This window comes from Streptomyces sp. NPDC020379 (assembly GCF_044387105.1).
In the GTDB taxonomy this organism is placed as follows: domain Bacteria; phylum Actinomycetota; class Actinomycetes; order Streptomycetales; family Streptomycetaceae; genus Streptomyces.
On record NZ_JBIRVR010000003.1, the window covers coordinates 300,201 to 318,591 of the forward strand.

The window sequence follows — 18,391 nt, forward strand, 5'->3', positions numbered from 1 at the left end:
CGCGTTACACGGGGGCAACGTCGCGGAGGTCGCCTCCCATTTCCCCTTTACCAAAGTGTGACCCGGGAACGGAGGGCTGACCTACAGTTGAGCGCATGGCCAGCCGTACCGCCCCCGCCCGCCGCCCCATAGGGACGGCCACCCGGGGCACCACCAACCCCAACCGGCTGCGCCGCATGGACCGCTGGATCGCCCACACCCACGGCCCCGCCCTGCGTCGGAGCGGTGACCCCGTCGCCGTCGACCTCGGCTACGGAGCGGCCCCCTGGACCGCCGTCGAGCTGCTCACCCGGCTGCGCACCGCCTGCCCGGGGGCGGAGGTCGTCGGCGTGGAGATAGACCCCGAGCGGGTCGCCGCCGCGAAGCCGTACGAACGCGACGGGCTGGCCTTCGCCCACGGCGGCTTCGAGGTCCCCCTCGGCGGCGGCCCGGGCCGCGCGCCCGCGCTGATCCGGGCGGCGAACGTGCTGCGGCAGTACGACGAGGACGAGGTCGCCGCCGTCTGGTCCCGCCTCTGCGCGCGGCTCGCGCCGGGCGGCCTGCTCGTGGAAGGCACCTGCGACGAGATCGGCCGCCGCCACGTCTGGGTCGCCCTCGGCCCCGAGGGCCCCCGCACGGTCACCTTCGCGGCCCGCCTCGGCTCCCTGGGCACCCCCTCCGACCTGGCGGAACGCCTTCCCAAGGCGCTCATCCACCGCAATGTCCCGGGCGAGCCGGTGCACGCGTTCCTGCGGGACTTCGACCGGGCGTGGGCGGCGGCCGCGCCGTATTCCGCGCTCTCCGCCCGGCAGCGGTGGATTCGTACGGCGGCTTCTCTGGCTGGGTCGTGGCCGCTGACGGACGGGCCGGGGCGGTGGCGGCAGGGGGAACTCTCGCTTCGCTGGGACGCGGTGGCTCCGCTGTAGTTTTCGGCGGTTCGGGCGCGGGTCCGTTTGCGGGTGCGGGCCGGTGGCGCCCGCGGCGCTTGTTCCCCTGCCCCGCCCCTTCCCGAAAACCGGGGAGGCCCCGGACCCCAGCGCGCGCCGAAGCCGTGTCGCGGGGTCCGGGGCGCAGCCCCCACGCGGCGGAGCCGCACATCGGACGCAGCCGGGATCGGACGCAGCCGGGAAGGGGCGGGGCGGGGGAACAAACCCCCGTCACCCCACCCGCAGCACCCCCAGCAACGCATCCACCAACTCCCGGTCCCGCGCCTCCGTGAGCCGCCCCCGAGCCACCCCCGGCGAAAGCCAAAGAAGCTCATCCACCTCCCGGTTGGGGACAAACACCCCGGACACCGCCCGAGCCCCCCAATACCGCACTTCCTTCTCCCGCCCGTCCACCTCATAACAAACCGTCGGCAACGGCGCCCCCAGGACGCACACCATCCCCGTCTCCTCCAGCACCTCCCGCACCGCGCAGCCCGCCGCGTCCTCGCCCCGTTTGAGCTTGCCCTTCGGGTGCGACCAGTCGTCGTAGCGCGGGCGGTGGACGAGGGCGATCTCCAGGCCGGCACCGTGCCGCCACAGCACGCACCCCGCCGCGCGGATGACGTCGTCGCTCACAGCGCCGCTCCCCCCATGCGCTGCCAGACCCGGCCGAAGGCGAAGCGGGCCGCTTCGACCTCGTGGCGCTGGTCGGCGTGGAGGACGCCGAGGGCGTACGCCGTGGCCGGGGCGATGCGCGGGGTGCGGGCCGCGGCGGCGGCCGCGGCGGCCGCTTCGGCGGCGTCGCGGTGGCGGTCCAGGGCCTGACCGGCGTTCAGCAGGCTGACGGAGAGGGAGGGTTCGGCCTCGCCCTGCCGGTGCTCGTCCAGTACCTCCTGCGCGTACCGCCGCAGCCGTACGAGCTTGCGCACCTGGTGCCACGGCGCGTCCTGGCGCGCCTCCGCCGGCGGTGCGTCGGAGGACGGCAGGGCGGCGAGGCCGTGGGTGAGGGCCTCGGCGTTGTACGGGTGCCCGGCGACGGACAGCGGCAGCTGCTCGACGGCCTCCACCAGCCGCCGCTGGGTCTGCTCCACGAGCCGGGGCAGCGCCTCGCGGGCGGGGAGGTCGTGCGCGGCCGGGTCGAGCGGCACCTCGGAGGCGAGCACGGCGGCCGCGTCGGCGACGGCGTGGAACCGCGAGGAGCCGAAGGTCTGCAGCGCGGCCGAGTGCGCCCGGGTCCGGGCCAGCGTCAACTGCCGCTCCAGCAGCGCCCCGGCCCGCGCGGCGCCGACCGTCAGCCCGCTCCAGGCCCGCTCCTCGCAGGGCGTCGCCCCGGACAGCCGGTGCAGTGCCCCGCGCAGCCGGGCCAGCCGTGCCGCGTAGGCGTGTTCGCGGCCCAGCGTCTCCGACAGCCAGACCAGTTCGGAGCTGAGGTGGTCGGTCCAGGCCGCGTCGGTGAGCGGGCGGTAGACACCCAGGACACCGGCGATGCGGCGGGCCGAGCGGCGCAGCAGCCGGGCGGCCTCCGTCGCGTCCTCGGCGCCCGCGCCGCTCTCGGCGTGCAGCCGCAGGCTGCGCAGGAACTCCACGGCCTGGCCGTGCAGATAGGCCGCGAGCACCTCTCCGGAGGTCGCCGTGTCCACGGCCGGGTCCGGCGCGGCCGGCCGCCGCGTCGTCGTCATTTCCCGTCCCCCGGCCACGGTGACCGTAAGCGGCTGGTCATGCGGTCGCTGAGCCACGCCGGCGCCTCCGGGCGTCAATGAGCATCTCCTGTACGTTGCGCAGCGGCTGCCCGTCGGCGTCCGTCGCGTGCCGCCGCCAGCCGCCGTCCGGGCCGAGGTGCCAGGAGGCGGTGGAGTCGGACATCCCGGTCTCCAGCAGCCGGCCGAGCGAGGCCCGGTGCGCGGGGTCGGTGACCCGCACCAGCGTCTCGATGCGCCGGTCGAGGTTACGGTGCATCATGTCAGCGCTGCCGAGCCAGACTTCGGGGTCGCCGCCGTTCCCGAACGCGAAGACCCGCGAGTGTTCGAGGAACCGGCCGAGGATGCTGCGCACCCGGATGTTCTCCGAGAGCCCGGCCACCCCGGGCCGCAGCGCGCAGATGCCGCGCACCCAGATGTCCACCGGCACGCCCTCGCGCGCCGCCCGGTAGAGGGCGTCGATGACGGCCTCGTCGACCATCGAGTTGACCTTGATGCGGATGTAGGCGGGCCGCCCGGACCGGTGGTGCCCGACCTCCTTGGCGATCCGGGCGATCAGCCCGTCGCGCAGCGACCGGGGGGCGACCAGCAGCCTCCGGTAGGTCTCGCGCCGGGAGTAGCCGGACAGCCGGTTGAAGAGGTCGGAGAGGTCCGCGCCGACCTGCGGGTCGGCGGTGAGCAGCCCGAGGTCCTCGTAGAGGCGGGCGGTCTTGGGATGGTAGTTCCCGGTGCCCACGTGGGAGTAGCGGCGCAGGGTGTCGCCCTCCTGCCGCACCACCAGCGACAGCTTGCAGTGCGTCTTCAGGCCCACCAGGCCGTAGACGACGTGGCAGCCCGCCTCCTCCAGCTTGCGCGCCCACTTGATGTTGGCCTGCTCATCGAAGCGGGCCTTGATCTCGACGAGGACGAGCACCTGCTTGCCGGACTCCGCGGCGTCTATCAGAGCGTCCACGATGGGCGACTCGCCCGAGGTCCGGTAGATCGTCTGCTTGATCGCGAGGACGTCCGGGTCGGCCGCCGCCTGCTCCAGGAACGCCTGCACGGAGGTGGAGAAGGAGTCGTACGGGTGGTGCAGCAGCACGTCCCGCTCGCGCAGCGCCGCGAAGATGTCGGGCGCGGACGCGGACTCGACCTCGGCGAGGTCCCGGTGGGTGCCGGCCACGAACTTCGGGTACTTCAGCTCGGGCCGGTCCAGGGACGCTATGCGGAAGAGCGCGGTCAGGTCGAGCGGGCCGGGCAGCGGGTAGACCTCGGCGTCGGAGATCTTCAGCTCGCGCACCAGCAGGTCGAGGACGTACGGGTCGATGGTCTCCTCGACCTCCAGCCGCACGGGCGGGCCGAAGCGGCGCCGCATGAGCTCCTTCTCCAGCGCCTGGAGCAGGTTCTCCGCGTCGTCCTCCTCGACCTCCAGGTCCTCGTTACGGGTCACCCGGAACATGTGGTGCGCGAGCACCTCCATGCCCGGGAACAGGTCCTCCAGGTGCGCCGCTATGACGTCCTCCAGCGGGACGTACCGCTCCGGGGATGCCTCCAGGAAGCGCGACAGCAGCGGCGGGACCTTCACACGTGCGAAGTGGTCATGACCGCTCACGGGGTTGCGTACGACGACGGCGAGGTTGAGCGAGAGCCCGGAGATGTACGGGAAGGGGTGCGCCGGGTCGACCGCCAGCGGCGTCAGCACCGGGAAGATCTGCTGCCGGAAGAGGGTGAACAGGCGGCCCTGCTCCTTCTCGGTCAGCTCAGGCCAGCGGATCAGGTGGATGCCGCGCTCGGCGAGCTCGGGCGCGACGTCCTGCTGATAGCAGGCGGCGTGCCGGGCCATGAGCTCCCGGGAGCGGGTCCAGATCTGCTCCAGCACCTCCCTCGGCTGGAGCCCGGACGCCGAGCGCGTGGCCACCCCGGTGGCGATCCGGCGCTTCAGCCCCGCCACGCGCACCATGAAGAACTCGTCGAGGTTGCTCGCGAAGATCGCGAGGAAGTTGGCCCGCTCCAGCAGCGGCGTCGCCGGGTCCTCGGCCAGCTCCAGCACCCGCTCGTTGAACGCCAGCCAGCTGCGCTCCCGGTCCAGGAACCGTCCGTGCGGCAGCGGCTCCTCTCCGTACGCGCCCTCGAGCCCCTCGTCACCGTACGCCGGGTCCCCGTACGTCCCCAGATCCGAAGCGTCCAGATCCGGCTCCAGCCCCGGAGAGGCCGGTGCCGCCACCGCGTACGGCCTGTGCGCCGCGATGGAGCCGACGGAAGGCTGCGGATTACCGAAACCGTGTGCCTGAGCGCTGCTCGACGAGGTCATGTCTTCATTGTTCCGCGCGGACGCGCCGGCGGCGCGTAGCCGGCGATCTGGTGCGTGGGGCACGGCGGGCTGCATTCGGCAAGAGTCGCAACCGGTGTTGAATTGGGGGTAACGGTCACATGACGTGCGGGTGCGCTTGCGCTGGCGCGGGCGCGGTTTCATTTGTCGGGTGCGGGTTGTGTGTGGTTGCGGTTCGGGTGGCCTCAATCGCCGGCCGGGCTCGGTTGTGGGGTTTGCTGTTGTCTGGTGCGGGTCCGTTGTGCTTGCGGTGGGGTGGCCTCAAGCGCCGGCCGGGCTGGGTTGTGGTGGGTGCCGGGGGGCGACAGCGGGTTGTGGGGGCACGCCCGTCTTTTCTCTTCAGCCTGTCCGGCGTTTGAGGACAACGCGCGAAGCGTGTTGCGGGGTCTGGGGCGGCAGCCCCAGTTTCGGGAAGGGGCGGGGCTGGGGAACAAACAGCCCGTCCGGCGCTTGAGGACGCGGCCGCAGGCCGCCCCCGCCGCAGGCGGCAACGAAACCCGCGGCCGGGGGCCTGGGGCACGCGCCCCAGTGCGGGAAGGGGCGGGGTAGGGGAACAAGCCCGCCGCAGGCGGCGAGCCGACCCGCAAGGACAGGTGCGGTCAGGAAGGGGCGGGGCAGGGGAGGGACCCGCCGCGAGCGCCACGGCCCCCGCCCCGCGGCTCCGCGCTAGGCGTCAAAAGAGAAGGCACCCCCGGCGAGCGAAGATGGGCCAGGAGAAGTTCCTCCAGAGACGGCTCCGCACTCTGCCAAGAGCCGAGGACCGGACGGCCCTCCGGCCGGATGAGAGCGGTCAGTTGACGGCCCGTCCGCCGGGCCTCCACCACCGTATGCGCGGCGAACGGATCGTCAGAACCCTCGCACCGCCCCACAAGCACCGAATGAGCCGCCACCAGATCCTCGACCTCGCCCGCCAGCCGCACCCGCCCGTCCGCGACCAGCAGCAGGTAGTCACAGATCCCGTCGAGCTCGGCGAGGACATGCGAAGCCATGACGACCGTCACGGAACGCTCGGCCGCGGCCGTCATCAGGGCGGTGGTCGTGCGGTGACGTGAGAGAGGGTCGAGGTCGGCCATCGGCTCGTCCAGGAGCAGCAGTTCGGGCCGCTTGCCCAGGGCGAGGGCCAGGGCGACGCGGGTGCGCTGGCCGCCGGAGAGGTCGGCGACGCGGGCGCCCATCGGCAGGCCGTCGTCCGCCAGGAGCGCCTCGGCGGTGGCCTGGTCCCAGCTCGCGGGATTGAGCTCGCGGCCCATGCGGAGGGTCTCGGCGACAGTGAAGCGGGGATAGAGCGGCTTGTTCTGGGAGAGGTACGCGACACGGGGCAGCACCCCTTCGTCGCCGGGCCTGCCGCCGAGGACGGTCAGCGAACCCTCGGTGGGCCTGCGCAGCCCGGCGGCCAGGGACAGCAGCGTGGACTTGCCCGCGCCGTTGGGCCCGACCAGCGCGCAGACGCGGCCCGCGGGCAGCCGGAAGGAACAGTCGCGCAGCGCCCAGCCACGCCGGTGCCTCACACCGAGCCCGACCGCTTCCAGGGCGGTCAGGCCGGGACGGAAGGTGAAGTCGGTCATGGGGCCTCGAAGCGCTCTTCCAGGACGGAGCCGACCAGCGCGGCGACATCCTCCCGGGCGAGCCCGGCCGCGCGAGCGCGCTCCATCCACTCGGCGAGCTCGGCGCGCAGCGGCGAATCGGCACCGGCCTGCGGGCGGGCGAGCGACCGCCGTACGAACGTCCCGAGCCCGGGGCGCGCCTCGACCAGGCCGTCGCGGGTGAGCTCGCGATACGCCTTCAGCACGGTGTTGGGGTTGATGGCCGTGGCCGCGACGACCTCTTTGGCCGTGGGCAGCTTGTCGCCCGGCGCGAGGAGGCCGAGCCGGAGGGCTTGCTCCACTTGCTGAACGATCTGGAGGTAGGTGGCGACCCCGCTGCGGCGGTCGATGCGGAACTCGACCACGAGCACCCTTTCACTATTTGACTAGTGAAAGGGTGGGGCATGGGGTTGGTGCGTGTCAAATGGGCGGGCTGTCGCCTGCGGCGGGCTTGCTCCCCAGCCCCGCCCCTTCCCGCACCGGGGCGCGTGCCCCAGGCCCCGGCCGCGGGTTTCGTTGCCGCCTGCGGCAGGAGCGACCTGCGGCCGCGTCCTCAAACGCCGGACGGGCTGGTTGTTCCCCAGCCCCGCCCCTTCCCGAAACTGGGGGCAAGCCCCCAGACCCCGCAACACGCTTCGCGCGTTGTCCTCAAACTCCCCCAGCTAACGCTGGGAGGTGCCCCCAACGGGCTGAATGGGAACCCTGAAGCGGACACGTCCCGCACTCGCCCTCCGGTGGGAGGGGGTGGGGCTGGAGGGTGGGGTTCTGGAACGCGGTGCGAATTCGGGGCACTCAACACAAGAAACGGCACCCGCACCGCGTTCCAGGTCCCCAGCCCGGAAGACCCACCCCCGGCACCCACCACAAACCAGCCCGGCCGGCGCTTGAGGCCACCCCACAGAAAGCACAACGGACCCGCACCCAAAGATCAGCTCTCAGTCCGATACATCAGGTCCGTCTCATGCACCCCAAACCCCAACCCCTCATAAACCGCCACAGCCGCCACATTATCCGCGTCGACATAAAGCATCGCCGTAGCCAACCCCCGCCCCTCCAGATGCCGCAGCCCGATCGTCGTCAGCGACTTCCCCAGGCCACCCCCCTGGAACCCGGGGCGGACCCCCAGCACATAGACCTCACCCAACCCCTCCGCCGCATGGACCTTCGTCCAGTGGAAGCCGACGATCTCGCCGGCCCGCTCCGCGAGGAAGAAGCCCTCCGGGTCGAACCACTCGGCCGCCTTGCGGTCGTCGAGGTCCCGCTGCGTGAGGGAGCCCTGCTCAGGGTGGTGGGCGAAGGCGGCGGCGTTCAAGGACAGCCACGCGGCATCATCAGCGCCCGGGCGGAACGTGCGTACGGTGACATCCGGCGGGAGGACCGGGTCGGGAAGGTCCAGACCCGCCAGCGGGCGTCGCATCTGGCGGAGCTCGCGGAAGAGGCTCAGGCCCAGCACCTGCGCGAGGTGGCGCGCGGCGGGGTGGCCGCCGTGGGCCCAGACGCGCAGCCGCTTGCCGGACTCCGCGAGGAGGGCGCTGCCCAGCGCCCGCCCGTGCCCACGGCCGCGCCGTGAGGGGTGCACGACGAGCTCGCCGGCGGGCGCCTCCACCGGGTCGCTGTCCTCCAACTGGCCGTAGCCGATGAGCTCGCCCTCCTCGTCGCGCAGCAGTACGTGCCGTACGCCCGCGCGGCGCCCGTGCAGCTGGAGGCGGCCCTGTTCCGAGACGGCCGGCTGGCCGTCGACGGCGGCGGCCTCCTCGATCAGCACCAGCACCTCCCGCGCCACCTCGGGCGCGAGTTCCTCCGTTACCTCGACCGACCGCTGGCCGCCTGTGTTGTTCGCGACGTCACTCATGGGTCGAGCCTACGACCTCGGGCACCAGGAGCTACGGAATCGTCATCTCAACCCTCCTGACGCGCTACGCGCGTTGACTCTAAGCTTCCGGCGACCAGTAACAACCGCATAAGCACAAAGGGGAACAAATGCACGCGACGCCGCCACGGAAGCGCCGCTCCAGACGGCTGACCACGACCGTCGCCGTACTCGCGGCCACCGCCGGTGTCCTGGCGACGGCCGGCCCGGCGAGCGCCCACCACTCGCGTACGGTCGACGTACAGCTGCTCTCCTTCAACGACTTCCACGGCAACCTGGAGCCCCCGCAGGGCTCCTCGGGCACCGTCACGGAGCTGCGGCCGGACGGCACGAAGAAGGTCATACCGGCGGGCGGCGTGGAGTACCTCGCCAACTCGCTGCGCACGGCGCGCAAGGGCCACCCGTACTCCGTGACCGCGGCGGCCGGTGACCTGATCGGGGCCAGCCCGCTGGTGTCGGGGCTCTTCCACGACGAGCCGAGCATCGAGGCGATGAACAAGCTCGGGCTGGACGTCACTTCCGTCGGCAACCACGAGTTCGACGAGGGCCGCGCCGAGCTGACGCGGATGCAGAAGGGCGGCTGCCACCCGAAGGACGGCTGCTTCGAGAAGGGCAAGAAGTTCCAGGGCGCCGACTTCCCGTATCTCGCGGCGAACGTCACGGACGAGAAGACCGGCAAGCCCATCCTCAAGCCGTACACCGTGTGGAAGCACAACGGCGTGAAGATCGGTTTCATCGGCGTCACGCTCAAGGGCACGCCGGACGTCGTCACCGCGGAGGGCGTGAAGGGCCTGAAGTTCGGTGACGAGGTCGAGACGATCAACAAGTACGCCAAGGAGCTCGACCGCCAGGGCGTGAAGTCGATCGTCGCCCTCATCCACGAGGGCGGGCTGCCGGCCTCCGGGGCGTACAACTTCGACTGCGACTCCCCGGGCGCGGGCGCCGGGATCTCCGGCCCGATCGTGGACATCGCGAAGAAGATCACGCCGAAGGTCGACGCCCTCGTCACCGGCCACACGCACGCGGCGTACACCTGCACCATCCCCGACCCGTCGGGCGCGCCCCGCACGGTCACCTCGGCGGCGTCCTTCGGGCGGCTGTACACCGACACCACACTGACGTACGACCGGCGGACCAAGGACATCGTCCGCACCCCGGTGAAGCACCCGCGCGCCGCCAACCACGTCGTGGACCGCGACCAGCCGAAGGCCCCCGACATGACGGCCCTCGTCGACCGCTGGCGGAAGCTGTCCGCGCCGGTGGCGAACAAGCCGGTGGGCTATATCTCCGCCGACATCAACGGCCGCGGCTCGCAGGACTACGAGAAGCCGCTCGGTGACGTCATCGCCGACGCCCAGCTGGAGGCCCTGGCCCCGGCTGACAAGGGCGGCGCCCAGATCGCGTTCATGAACCCCGGCGGCATCCGCTCCGACCTCGCCTACAAGGCGTCGGGGGCGGAAGGGGACGGCGTCGTCACCTACGGCGAGTCCTTCACCGTGCAGCCCTTCACCAACATGATGGCCACGGCCGACCTGACCGGCGCCCAGCTCCTCTCCCTGCTCCAGCAGCAGGTCAGCGGCGTGAACGAGGCCGAGCCGATCATCCTCCAGGTCAGCAAGGGCCTCACCTACACCCTCGACATGACGAAGAAGGGCGCGGCCCGCGTCGACGTCTCCTCGGTGAAGCTCGGCGGCGCGGCGATCGACCCGGCGAAGACCTACCGTGTCGCGGCGAACGCGTTCCTTGCGGGTGGCGGCGACGGCTTCCCGGCGTTCAAGGAGAGCAAGAACCCGCGCATCGGGGCATCGGACCTCGACGTCTTCAACGCGTACCTGACGGCACACTCGTCGAAGACGAATCCGCTGAGCCCGCCGAAGGCGGACAGGATCACCGTGGTGAAGTAGCGCTCTGACCTTTAGCGGTCAGGCGGTCTCCAAACCAACGGACGGGCTGGATATGCGGCTACGGTCCGCGAAATCCAGCCCGTCCGGCGTTTGAGGACACGCGGCGCAGCCGCGTCGGGGGTCCGGGGGCCTCCCCCGGTTTCGGGAAGGGGCGGGGCAGGGGGACAAAACGCCGCAGGCGCAACCGCGCCGCGCCCACCCCACCGCCCCCACCCTCAAAGATTCTGAACCTCAGCCCCCGCCTTCACCATCAACTGCTGCCCGATATCGAGCAAGGCCCGCCCCCCGGCAAGCTCCTCCCCGATCCGCCGCTCGTCAGCGTCCCGGGGATCCCGCGTAGCCTGCCCCCGCCCCCTCAAGTCCGTGCCGTCACGCAGCCGCAGCAGCGCCGCCGCGCGCGTGCGCGTCTCGTCCTCGTCGAACTCGACCTCGACGTGCCAGCCGGCCACCTGCATGATCACTACCTCCGCGACGTCGTCCGGGAAGCCCCGGCCGGCCGGAAGCGCCCGCCCGCGGCTACCAGTCAGTACCCTCGACGGGACCGCCTCCCCGCCCGGGCGGCCGAAGATCACCCATCCGGTCGCCGACCGGTCCTTATACCGGGCATACCCGCTTCTGTCGGGCTTCTCAGGGCCCACTCAGACTGTTTTCATCTAGCCGGAGCACAGTCATAGCCATGACGGACAACGACCGCCGCAACGGCGCACAGGAACCTGACTTCCAGCAGCAGCCCTTCGCGTACCCGGCGCAGCCGTCGTACGCCCCTCAGCAGCCGGTCACCACGGCGTCCGGCGTCACCGTCTGGCCCGGCGACGGCAGCGCAGCCCACGGCAGCGCGGCCCACGGCAGTGGCGCGGGCGGCACCGGTGGCCCCGGCGACGGCGGCTACACCGGCTTCGGCACCCCCGACAACGGCATCCCCGGCAACGGCAACGGCAACACCCACGCCGCGCCCCGCGCCCGCCGCCCCGTCGCGCTCATCGCCGCCTGCGCGCTGGTCGCGGCCGTCGTCGGCGGCGGCTCGGCCGCCCTGGTCGGCGAGTTCGCCTCGCACTCCGGCACCAGCAGCCACTCGACGCCCGTGCAGAACGCGTCCTCCAAGACCAGCGGCGTCTCCGCCGTGGCCAAGGCGGTCAGCCCGAGCATCGTGGAGATCAAGGCGCAGACCACCTCCGGCGAGTCCACCGGCTCCGGCGTGATCGTCACGAGCGGCGGCGAGATCGTCACCAACAACCACGTGGTCGCGGGTGCCGACAGCGTGAACGTCTCCTTCAGCGACGGCAGCAGCAAGACCGCCAAGGTCGTCGGCACGGACCCCGACAAGGACCTCGCCCTGATCAAGGTGAACGGCGCGAGCGGCCTCAAGGCGGCGACCCTGGGCGACTCCGGCAAGATCCGGGTCGGTGACGACGTCGTCGCGATCGGCTCCCCCGAGGGCCTCACCGGCACGGTGACCAGCGGCATCGTCTCCGCCCTCAACCGCGATGTCACGGTCGCCAAGGAGCAGGGCCAGGACCAGGGGCAGCAGCGGCAGGGCCGCGGCGGCTTCCCGCAGTGGCCGTTCGAGTTCGGCGGCAACCAGTACAACGGCGACACCGGCTCCTCCAAGACCACCTACAAGGCCATCCAGACGGACGCCTCGCTCAACCCCGGCAACTCCGGCGGCGCGCTCATCAACATGAGCGGCGAGATCATCGGCATCAACTCCGCGATGTACTCGTCCGCTTCCTCGGGCGGCCAGGGCGACTCCGCGGGCAGCGTCGGCCTCGGCTTCGCGATCCCGATCAACACCGTCAAGGCCGACCTGGCGAAGCTCCGGGCGGGCGGCAGCTGAGTTGTCCACAGGGGAGGAAACCCGCCACCGCCCGGCGTGCGACGCTGAGGGGGACAGGAGACGCCACCCGTAGACCCGTGAGGTAAGCCGATGAGCCCCGCCGAGCACGGCGACCAGCCCGCCCGCATCCTGATCGTGGACGACGAGCCCGCCGTCCGCGAGGCGCTGCGCCGCAGTCTCGCCTTCGAGGGGTACGGCACGGAGCTCGCCGTCGACGGGCTGGACGCGCTGGAGAAGGTCACGGCCTACGACCCGGAGCTGATCGTGCTCGACGTGCTGATGCCCCGGATGGACGGCCTGACCGCCGCCCGCCGGCTGCGCGCCTCCGGGGTCACCGTGCCCATCCTGATGCTCACCGCCCGGGACACCGTCGGCGACCGCGTCACCGGCCTCGACGCCGGGGCGGACGACTATCTGGTCAAGCCCTTCGAGCTGGACGAGCTGCTGGCCCGGATCCGCGCCCTGCTGCGCCGCAGCTCCTACGCGGCGGCGGCCGTGGAGGCGGTCTCCCACACGCTCGCCTTCGCCGATCTCCACATGGACCTCACCACGCGCGAGGTGACCCGCGGCGACCGGCCGGTCGAGCTGACCCGCACGGAGTTCACGCTGCTGGAGCTCTTCCTCGCGCACCCGCGGCAGGTCCTCACCCGGGAGCAGATCCTGAAGTCGGTCTGGGGCTTCGAGTTCGAGCCGTCCTCCAACTCCCTCGATGTGTATGTGATGTATCTGCGCCGCAAGACGGAGGCCGGTGGCGAGCCACGGCTCGTCCACACCGTGCGGGGTGTCGGATACGTCCTGCGGGCGGACGGCGGCGGGTCCGAATGATCGGCCGTTTCCGTCGGCTGCCCCTGCGCTCACGGCTCGCGCTGCTCTCGGCGGCCGCCGTCGCCGTCGCGGTCGCGGCGGTCGCGGGGGTCTCCTGGGTGGTCCTCAAGCAGCAGCTCGAACAGCAGCGGGACACCACCCTGACCAACGTCCGGCCGACGGACGAGACGGTCGTCGACCTCCAGCGCACGTGCGGCGCCGGGCAGCGGGCGACCCCCAGTCAGTACACCTTCCAGATCATCACGACGCGGGGCGCGATCTGCACGACGCCGGGGAAGTCGCCCGTCGAGGTCTCCCCGGAGGATCTGACCGTCGGGCAGAACGGCCCGGACCCGGTGCTGCACGACGGGCGGGCGAAGAACGGCCAGGAGATGCGCGTCGCCACCTCGTCGAGCACCGTGCCCGGCGTCTACGCGGTCTCGATCGCCCAGCCGCTGAGCGACATCGACAAGCCGCTCAACAAGCTCGCGCTCGTCCTCGCCTTCACCGCCGGGGTCGGCGTCCTCGGCGCCGCCACCGCGGGCCTGGGCATCGCCCGCGCCGGCCTGCGGCCCGTGGACCGGCTGACGGACACGGTCGAGCACATCGCCCGCACGGAGGATCTCGCCGTGCGCATCCCCGTCGACGGCGAGGACGAGATCGCCCGGCTGTCCCGCTCCTTCAACTCCATGACGGCCGCCCTCGCCTCCTCCCGCGACCGCCAGCAGCAGCTGATCGCGGACGCCGGGCACGAGCTGCGTACGCCGCTGACGTCGCTGCGCACCAACATCGATCTGCTCGTGCGGAGCGAGGAGACCGGCCGGGCGATCCCCCCGGAGGACCGCAAGGCGCTCCTCGCCAGCGTCAAGGCGCAGATGACCGAGCTCGCGGCGCTGATCGGCGACCTCCAGGAGCTCTCCCGCCCGGACGCCGCGCCGGACGGCGGCCCGGTGCAGGTGATCGCCCTCCACGAGGCGGTCGGGCGCGCGGTGGAGCGGGCCCGGCTGCGCGGCTCGGGCCTGAGGTTCGCGGTGCGCATGGACCCCTGGTTCGTACGGGCCGAACCGGCGGCCATGGAGCGTGCCCTGGTCAACCTCCTCGACAACGCGGTGAAGTTCAGCCCGCCCGGCGGCACGGTCGAGGTCACCCTGACCGGCGGCGAGCTGACCGTGCGCGACCACGGCCCCGGCATCCCCGCCGACGAACTCCCGCACGTCTTCGAACGCTTCTGGCGCTCCCCCTCGGCCCGCAGCCTCCCCGGCAGCGGCCTGGGCCTCTCGATCGTGGCCCGCACGGTGCGCCAGGCAGGCGGCGAGGTGTCCCTCGGCCCGGCGGAAGGCGGCGGCGCGGTGGCGTCCGTCCGGCTGCCGGGCGCACCGGTGGCGCCACCCGGTCTCTGACCGGGGGTTTGCGCCGGGCGCGTATTGCCTAGGTATGCGCCATGGCTGAGGACAATGTGGCACGGACGTATTACGACACCAGCGACGTCGACGGCTTCTACGCGCAGGCGTGGGGCGGCGAGAACATCCACGTCGGCATCTACGACAACGCGCACGAAGCGGTGGCCGTGGCCGCCCGCCGGACCGTCGAGCGGATGGCCGCGAAGACGGCCGGCGCGCTCGGGTCCGGCAGCACCGTCCTGGACATGGGCTCCGGTTACGGCGGTGCCGCCCGGCAGCTCGCCGAGACGTACGGCTGCCGCGTCACCGCGCTCAACATCAGCGAGGTGCAGAACCGCCGGAACCACGAGCTCAACCTCGCGCGCGGGCTCGACGGCCTGATCGACGTCGTGACCGGATCCTTCCACGACGTCCCCGCGCCCGACGGCTCGTTCGACGTCGTCTGGTCGCAGGACGCCCTGTGCCACAGCGGCGACCGCCCCACCGCGCTGCGCGAGGCCGTGCGCGTCCTGCGGCCCGGCGGGCAGCTGGTCTTCACCGACTTCATGGCCGCCGTGGACGCCCCCGCCGAGGAACTGCGCCCGCTCACCGAGCGGCTGGCCATCGAGGAGTTCGCCACCCTCGGCTTCTACCAGGACCAGCTGCGTGAGCTGCCGCTGGCCGACGTGACGTTCGAGGATCTGAGCGACCACCTCCAGACCCACTACGACCGCCTCACCGAGCAGGTCCTCTCCCCCTCCCCCACCCTCGCGGCCTCCGTCAACGCCACCTACCTCGACGGCCTGCGCCGGAGCCTGCCCCAGGTGGCGGCGGCCTGCCGCAAGGGGCTCATCGTGTGGGGCATCTTCCACGCGAAGCGGGTCTGAGCAGCCGGTTCGTCTCGAACGCCCGGCCGGGCCGCCACCAATTCGCGTGCAGTCAGGGGCACTTGCCGAGCGTCGTGCGTATGGGTCGTCGCGATCCGCCTAGCTTGCCGACATGCAATGGGCACACGATCACGACGACCACGCCACACTGACTTCTCAGACAGCGGTGACGTTCACCGCCGACGGGCCCTTCTGGCCGTCCTGGATCTCGAACTCCACGTGCTGCCCCTCGGCCAGCGTCTTGAAGCCGTTGCCCTGAATCGCGGAGAAATGGACGAACACATCCTTGCTCCCGTCCGCCGGGGTGATGAAGCCGAAACCCTTCGACTCGTTGAACCACTTGACCTGGCCCTTGATCTTCGCCATTACGGATCCTCACTGTCGGCGGACTGGAGATCACCGTCTCACGTGCCACTGACAAGAGGGGTCACTTTGGCCCGACCGGCGCCTTCGGCGCCCCGCTTCGCCCCGAGTTCGCACCACAGCCACTTCCCCCGGAACCCCGGCCCGTACCAGCGGTGCCCGTAGGAGGTGCTCCCCCAGTTGTCCGCGCAGCGCCGGACGATCAACAGCCCCCTGCCGTACGTCGTGTCGGTGCGCCGGGGCTCGACGGGCCGCAGCACGGGCTGCTCGAACGGCTCGGGCACTTCGGGGTTCGTGTCCCACACGCTGATGCGGATGCCGGGGGTGGCGAGTTCGCGGATCCGCAGCTCGACGGCGCCGTCGGAATAGCGGTACGCGTTGGTGACGAGCTCCGAGGTCAACAGCTCGGCGTCGTCGCGGAGTTCGTTGAGCTCGTGACTGCTGAGCACGCCGCGCAGGGTGATGCGGGCGATCCACGCGGAGCGGGGGTCGTTCGGCAGGTTGAGCGTGTACGACCAGGGGTTCTCCGGGGATACGGTTGCCATGACGGCTCCTTGGAGGAGGTGGTTGGCGATTGCCGCACGGTGTCAATGTCGCCCGAGCAGGGCGATGCGCTTCCGTTTGCACGGCGGGCCGATTGGTGGCCTGAGTCACACCGTAGCGCTGCCGTGCATGTAAATTCATGCCGATCTGCCGAATAGTTGAGATGTGCGCTCGTACGGGTGACGGATGCGCACGATGCACAGGCAAGGAGGAGCGGGTATGGCCAGCAGGCCCGCACCGACCGCACGACGACTGCGACTTGGGGCCGAGCTACGCAGGCTCCGCGAGCGCGCGGGATTGTCCGCCACCGAGGCGAGCCGCGTCCTCGGCGCCAGCCAGGCCCAGATCAGCAACGTCGAAGTGGCCCGCTTCGGGGTGAGCGCGGAGCGAATCCGCTCCTGGGCGCGTCACTACGACTGCTCGGACGAGGAGTTGATCGAGGGGCTCGTCAGCATGGCCGGAGAACGGAAGCGCGGCTGGTGGGAGGAGTACCGCGAGATCCTGGCGTCGTCGCTCCTCGACCTGGCCGAGATGGAACACCATGCGGTGCGCATTCGCACGGCCTACACAGCGCACATTCCGGGACTGTTGCAGACAGCGGAACACGCACGTGAAGTCTTCCGCAATGGCGTGACGGAGCTCTCGCCCCCAGAAGTCGAACACCGAGTGGCTTACCGGATCAGACGTCAGGTGATTCTTTACCGCGACACCCCGACCCCGTACACAACCATCATTCACGAGGCCGCGCTTCGAATGAAGTTCGGCGGCCCCGAGGTCACCCGACGTCAACTTGAACACGTGCTGGAGCTCAGCGAGCAGGAACACATCACGGTACTGGTGATCCCGTTCGACGCTGGAGCGTATCCCGGTTCTGCACAGTCCATCTGCTACGCACACGGCCCGGTTCCGCAGCTCGACACTGTGCACCTCGATCAATCGCACGGCTCTGTGCTGCTCGACGCCGAGGCGCAGTTGAACAAGTACCGGGTACTGCTTGACCGGATGGAGGCAATCGCGCTGAAAGAGAGCGAGTCACGCGACTTCATCCACAATATCGCCCAACAATTGTGAAGGAAGCGGCCAATGACCCCCGGCAATTGGCAGCAGTCCAGTTACTGCTCCGAAGGCGACGCCTGCCTGAACATAACCACCTCGCCCAACGGAACCCTCCTCCTCCGTGAGAGCGACAACCCCACCACCGTCCTCACCCTCACCGTCACCCAATTCCGCACCCTCATCCGGATGCTCAAGGGACAGATCCGTTGACCGGGTTCAGCCGCCGCAGCCGCAGGACCGGCGGACCACCAGCGCCGAAGGGAACTGCTTGAGGCGCTCGCGGCGCGAGCCGGCCACGCGGAGGCCGTCGTCCAACACCAGATCCACCGCGGCCCGGGCCATGGCGATGCGGTCGGAGGCGACGGTGGTCAGGGGCGGGTCCGTCAGGGCCGCCTCCTTGACGTCGTCGAAGCCCGCCACGGCCAGGTCGCGCGGCACGTCGATGCGGAGCTCGCGCGCGGCGCGCAGGACGCCGATGGCCTGGTCGTCCGTGGCGCAGAGGAGCGCGGGCGGCCGGTCCGGGCCGGAGAGCAGCTTCAGGGCGACCTGATAGGCGTCGTAGCGGTTGTAGGGAGCCTGGAAGAGCCGGCCCTCCAGGGACTTCCCGGCCTCCCGCATGGCCCGGCGCCAGCCCTCGACGTGGTCGGTGACGGGGTCGCCGACGGTGGGCGTCTCCTCCGTACCGCCGAGGCAGGCGACGTACGGGTGGCCGTGCTCCAGGAGGTGCCGGGTGGCGAGCTGCGCGCCGCCGACGTCATCCGTCACGACGGCCACGTCGTCGATCGCGTCGGGGCGCCGGTGCATCAGGACCACCCGGGCGTCCCAGGCGTCGATCTCGGCGGCGGCGTGCTCGCTGGGGCCCTGGCTGATCAGGATCAGGCCGGAGACCCGCATGCCCAGGAACGCGCGCAGATAGTGCACTTCGCGCTCGTCGAGATAGTCGGAGTTGCCGACGAGGACCATCTTCCCGCGCTCGGCCGCCGCCTGCTCGACGGCGTGTGCCATCTCCGCGAAGAACGGCTGCCGTGCGTCCGGGACGATCAGACCTATGAGATCCGTCCGTCGGGAGGCCATGGCCTGGGCGACCCGGTCGGGGCGGTAGCCGAGCTCCTTGATCGCGGCGAGGACACGCTCGCGCGTGGCCGGGGCCACGGGCCTCGGACCGTTGTTGATGACATAGCTGACCACCGCGGTCGACGTCCCCGCCAGTCTCGCCACATCGTCCCGCGTCACCTTGGCCACGCGCGGCAGTCTACGC

Annotated in this window: 18 protein-coding genes; 8 read left to right on the plus strand and 10 right to left on the minus strand. The window is 71.2% G+C overall.

Annotated elements, in window-relative coordinates:
• The first annotated feature begins 95 nt into the window (after positions 1 to 95).
• Positions 96 to 905, plus strand: a complete 810-nt coding sequence (locus tag ACH427_RS06155) for a class I SAM-dependent methyltransferase (protein ID WP_398868202.1) — start codon at positions 96 to 98, stop codon at positions 903 to 905.
• A gap of 231 nt (positions 906 to 1,136) precedes the next feature.
• Here ACH427_RS06155 and ACH427_RS06160 read toward each other — a convergent pair whose 3' ends face one another.
• The 6 genes from ACH427_RS06160 to mshD form a co-directional block, all read right to left on the minus strand.
• The gene (locus ACH427_RS06160; RefSeq protein WP_398868203.1) at positions 1,137 to 1,541 is read right to left on the minus strand and encodes an NUDIX hydrolase; all 405 of its coding nucleotides are present in this window, start codon (positions 1,539 to 1,541) and stop codon (positions 1,137 to 1,139) included.
• The gene (locus tag ACH427_RS06165; protein WP_398868204.1) at positions 1,538 to 2,584 is read right to left on the minus strand and encodes a CHAD domain-containing protein; all 1,047 of its coding nucleotides are present in this window, start codon (positions 2,582 to 2,584) and stop codon (positions 1,538 to 1,540) included. Before ACH427_RS06165 ends, ACH427_RS06160 begins: the two co-directional genes overlap by 4 nt.
• A 37-nt stretch (positions 2,585 to 2,621) precedes the next feature.
• Complete coding sequence (locus tag ACH427_RS06170; RefSeq protein ID WP_398868205.1) at positions 2,622 to 4,892, minus strand: RNA degradosome polyphosphate kinase; 2,271 nt, start codon at positions 4,890 to 4,892, stop codon at positions 2,622 to 2,624.
• 617 nt (positions 4,893 to 5,509) lie between these two features.
• Complete coding sequence (locus tag ACH427_RS06175) at positions 5,510 to 6,475, minus strand: ABC transporter ATP-binding protein (protein ID WP_398868206.1); 966 nt, start codon at positions 6,473 to 6,475, stop codon at positions 5,510 to 5,512.
• Complete coding sequence (locus ACH427_RS06180) at positions 6,472 to 6,858, minus strand: GntR family transcriptional regulator (RefSeq protein WP_398868295.1); 387 nt, start codon at positions 6,856 to 6,858, stop codon at positions 6,472 to 6,474. The genes ACH427_RS06175 and ACH427_RS06180 overlap by 4 nt, the downstream gene beginning before the upstream one ends.
• 563 nt (positions 6,859 to 7,421) lie before the next feature.
• On the minus strand, positions 7,422 to 8,345 hold the full coding sequence (gene mshD / locus ACH427_RS06185) for a mycothiol synthase (protein WP_398868207.1): 924 nt from the start codon (positions 8,343 to 8,345) through the stop codon (positions 7,422 to 7,424).
• Positions 8,346 to 8,473: 128 nt separating this feature from the next.
• Between mshD and ACH427_RS06190 the strand changes: the two genes are divergently transcribed.
• A complete protein-coding gene (locus tag ACH427_RS06190; protein WP_398868208.1) occupies positions 8,474 to 10,267 on the plus strand; it encodes a bifunctional metallophosphatase/5'-nucleotidase in 1,794 nt (597 codons plus the stop codon).
• Positions 10,268 to 10,482: 215 nt separating this feature from the next.
• Here the strand turns inward: ACH427_RS06190 and ACH427_RS06195 are convergent, their stop codons facing one another.
• The gene (locus ACH427_RS06195) at positions 10,483 to 10,905 is read right to left on the minus strand and encodes a DUF1876 domain-containing protein (RefSeq protein WP_398868209.1); all 423 of its coding nucleotides are present in this window, start codon (positions 10,903 to 10,905) and stop codon (positions 10,483 to 10,485) included.
• Positions 10,906 to 10,943: 38 nt separating this feature from the next.
• Between ACH427_RS06195 and ACH427_RS06200 the strand changes: the two genes are divergently transcribed.
• The 4 genes from ACH427_RS06200 to ACH427_RS06215 all read left to right on the plus strand — a co-directional run bounded on the left by ACH427_RS06200 (position 10,944) and on the right by ACH427_RS06215 (position 15,171).
• Positions 10,944 to 12,101, plus strand: coding sequence for a S1C family serine protease (locus ACH427_RS06200; RefSeq protein ID WP_398868210.1), 1,158 nt, complete (start codon positions 10,944 to 10,946; stop codon positions 12,099 to 12,101).
• A gap of 90 nt (positions 12,102 to 12,191) precedes the next feature.
• Positions 12,192 to 12,926 (plus strand): response regulator transcription factor, encoded by a 735-nt coding sequence (locus ACH427_RS06205; RefSeq protein WP_398868211.1) that lies wholly within the window; start codon positions 12,192 to 12,194, stop codon positions 12,924 to 12,926.
• Positions 12,923 to 14,305 (plus strand): sensor histidine kinase, encoded by a 1,383-nt coding sequence (locus ACH427_RS06210; protein ID WP_398868212.1) that lies wholly within the window; start codon positions 12,923 to 12,925, stop codon positions 14,303 to 14,305. Before ACH427_RS06205 ends, ACH427_RS06210 begins: the two co-directional genes overlap by 4 nt.
• 41 nt (positions 14,306 to 14,346) lie before the next feature.
• On the plus strand, positions 14,347 to 15,171 hold the full coding sequence (locus ACH427_RS06215) for an SAM-dependent methyltransferase (protein ID WP_398868213.1): 825 nt from the start codon (positions 14,347 to 14,349) through the stop codon (positions 15,169 to 15,171).
• A 156-nt stretch (positions 15,172 to 15,327) separates the two neighbouring features.
• Here the strand turns inward: ACH427_RS06215 and cspE are convergent, their stop codons facing one another.
• Both cspE and ACH427_RS06225 read right to left on the minus strand, forming a co-directional pair.
• Positions 15,328 to 15,537 (minus strand): transcription antiterminator/RNA stability regulator CspE, encoded by a 210-nt coding sequence (cspE, locus tag ACH427_RS06220; RefSeq protein ID WP_398868215.1) that lies wholly within the window; start codon positions 15,535 to 15,537, stop codon positions 15,328 to 15,330.
• Between the two features lie 38 nt (positions 15,538 to 15,575).
• Positions 15,576 to 16,079 (minus strand): ATP-binding protein, encoded by a 504-nt coding sequence (locus ACH427_RS06225; RefSeq protein WP_398868216.1) that lies wholly within the window; start codon positions 16,077 to 16,079, stop codon positions 15,576 to 15,578.
• A 217-nt stretch (positions 16,080 to 16,296) separates the two neighbouring features.
• Between ACH427_RS06225 and ACH427_RS06230 the strand changes: the two genes are divergently transcribed.
• Both ACH427_RS06230 and ACH427_RS06235 read left to right on the plus strand, forming a co-directional pair.
• Positions 16,297 to 17,148: a helix-turn-helix domain-containing protein gene (locus ACH427_RS06230; protein ID WP_398868217.1), complete on the plus strand. Its 852-nt coding sequence runs from the start codon at positions 16,297 to 16,299 to the stop codon at positions 17,146 to 17,148.
• Positions 17,149 to 17,160: 12 nt separating this feature from the next.
• Complete coding sequence (locus ACH427_RS06235) at positions 17,161 to 17,343, plus strand: DUF397 domain-containing protein (RefSeq protein ID WP_398868218.1); 183 nt, start codon at positions 17,161 to 17,163, stop codon at positions 17,341 to 17,343.
• Positions 17,344 to 17,349: 6 nt separating this feature from the next.
• On the opposite strand, the gene ACH427_RS06240 is transcribed toward ACH427_RS06235, so the two are convergent.
• Positions 17,350 to 18,375 carry a LacI family DNA-binding transcriptional regulator gene (locus ACH427_RS06240; RefSeq protein ID WP_366008233.1) on the minus strand — a complete coding sequence of 342 codons (1,026 nt, stop codon included), beginning with the start codon at positions 18,373 to 18,375 and terminating at the stop codon, positions 17,350 to 17,352.
• Positions 18,376 to 18,391 lie beyond the last annotated feature (16 nt).

Coding starts and splice junctions, on each gene's coding strand:
- ACH427_RS06190 (WP_398868208.1), top strand. CDS start 8,474: ATGCACGCGACGCCGCCACGGAAGCGCCGCTCCAGACGGCTGACCACG.
- ACH427_RS06235 (WP_398868218.1), top strand. CDS start 17,161: ATGACCCCCGGCAATTGGCAGCAGTCCAGTTACTGCTCCGAAGGCGAC.
- ACH427_RS06200 (WP_398868210.1), top strand. CDS start 10,944: ATGACGGACAACGACCGCCGCAACGGCGCACAGGAACCTGACTTCCAG.
- ACH427_RS06225 (WP_398868216.1), bottom strand. CDS start 16,079: ATGGCAACCGTATCCCCGGAGAACCCCTGGTCGTACACGCTCAACCTG.
- ACH427_RS06205 (WP_398868211.1), top strand. CDS start 12,192: ATGAGCCCCGCCGAGCACGGCGACCAGCCCGCCCGCATCCTGATCGTG.
- ACH427_RS06170 (WP_398868205.1), bottom strand. CDS start 4,892: ATGACCTCGTCGAGCAGCGCTCAGGCACACGGTTTCGGTAATCCGCAG.
- ACH427_RS06155 (WP_398868202.1), top strand. CDS start 96: ATGGCCAGCCGTACCGCCCCCGCCCGCCGCCCCATAGGGACGGCCACC.
- ACH427_RS06215 (WP_398868213.1), top strand. CDS start 14,347: ATGGCTGAGGACAATGTGGCACGGACGTATTACGACACCAGCGACGTC.
- ACH427_RS06165 (WP_398868204.1), bottom strand. CDS start 2,584: ATGACGACGACGCGGCGGCCGGCCGCGCCGGACCCGGCCGTGGACACG.
- ACH427_RS06230 (WP_398868217.1), top strand. CDS start 16,297: ATGGCCAGCAGGCCCGCACCGACCGCACGACGACTGCGACTTGGGGCC.
- mshD (WP_398868207.1), bottom strand. CDS start 8,345: ATGAGTGACGTCGCGAACAACACAGGCGGCCAGCGGTCGGTCGAGGTA.
- ACH427_RS06210 (WP_398868212.1), top strand. CDS start 12,923: ATGATCGGCCGTTTCCGTCGGCTGCCCCTGCGCTCACGGCTCGCGCTG.
- ACH427_RS06175 (WP_398868206.1), bottom strand. CDS start 6,475: ATGACCGACTTCACCTTCCGTCCCGGCCTGACCGCCCTGGAAGCGGTC.
- cspE (WP_398868215.1), bottom strand. CDS start 15,537: ATGGCGAAGATCAAGGGCCAGGTCAAGTGGTTCAACGAGTCGAAGGGT.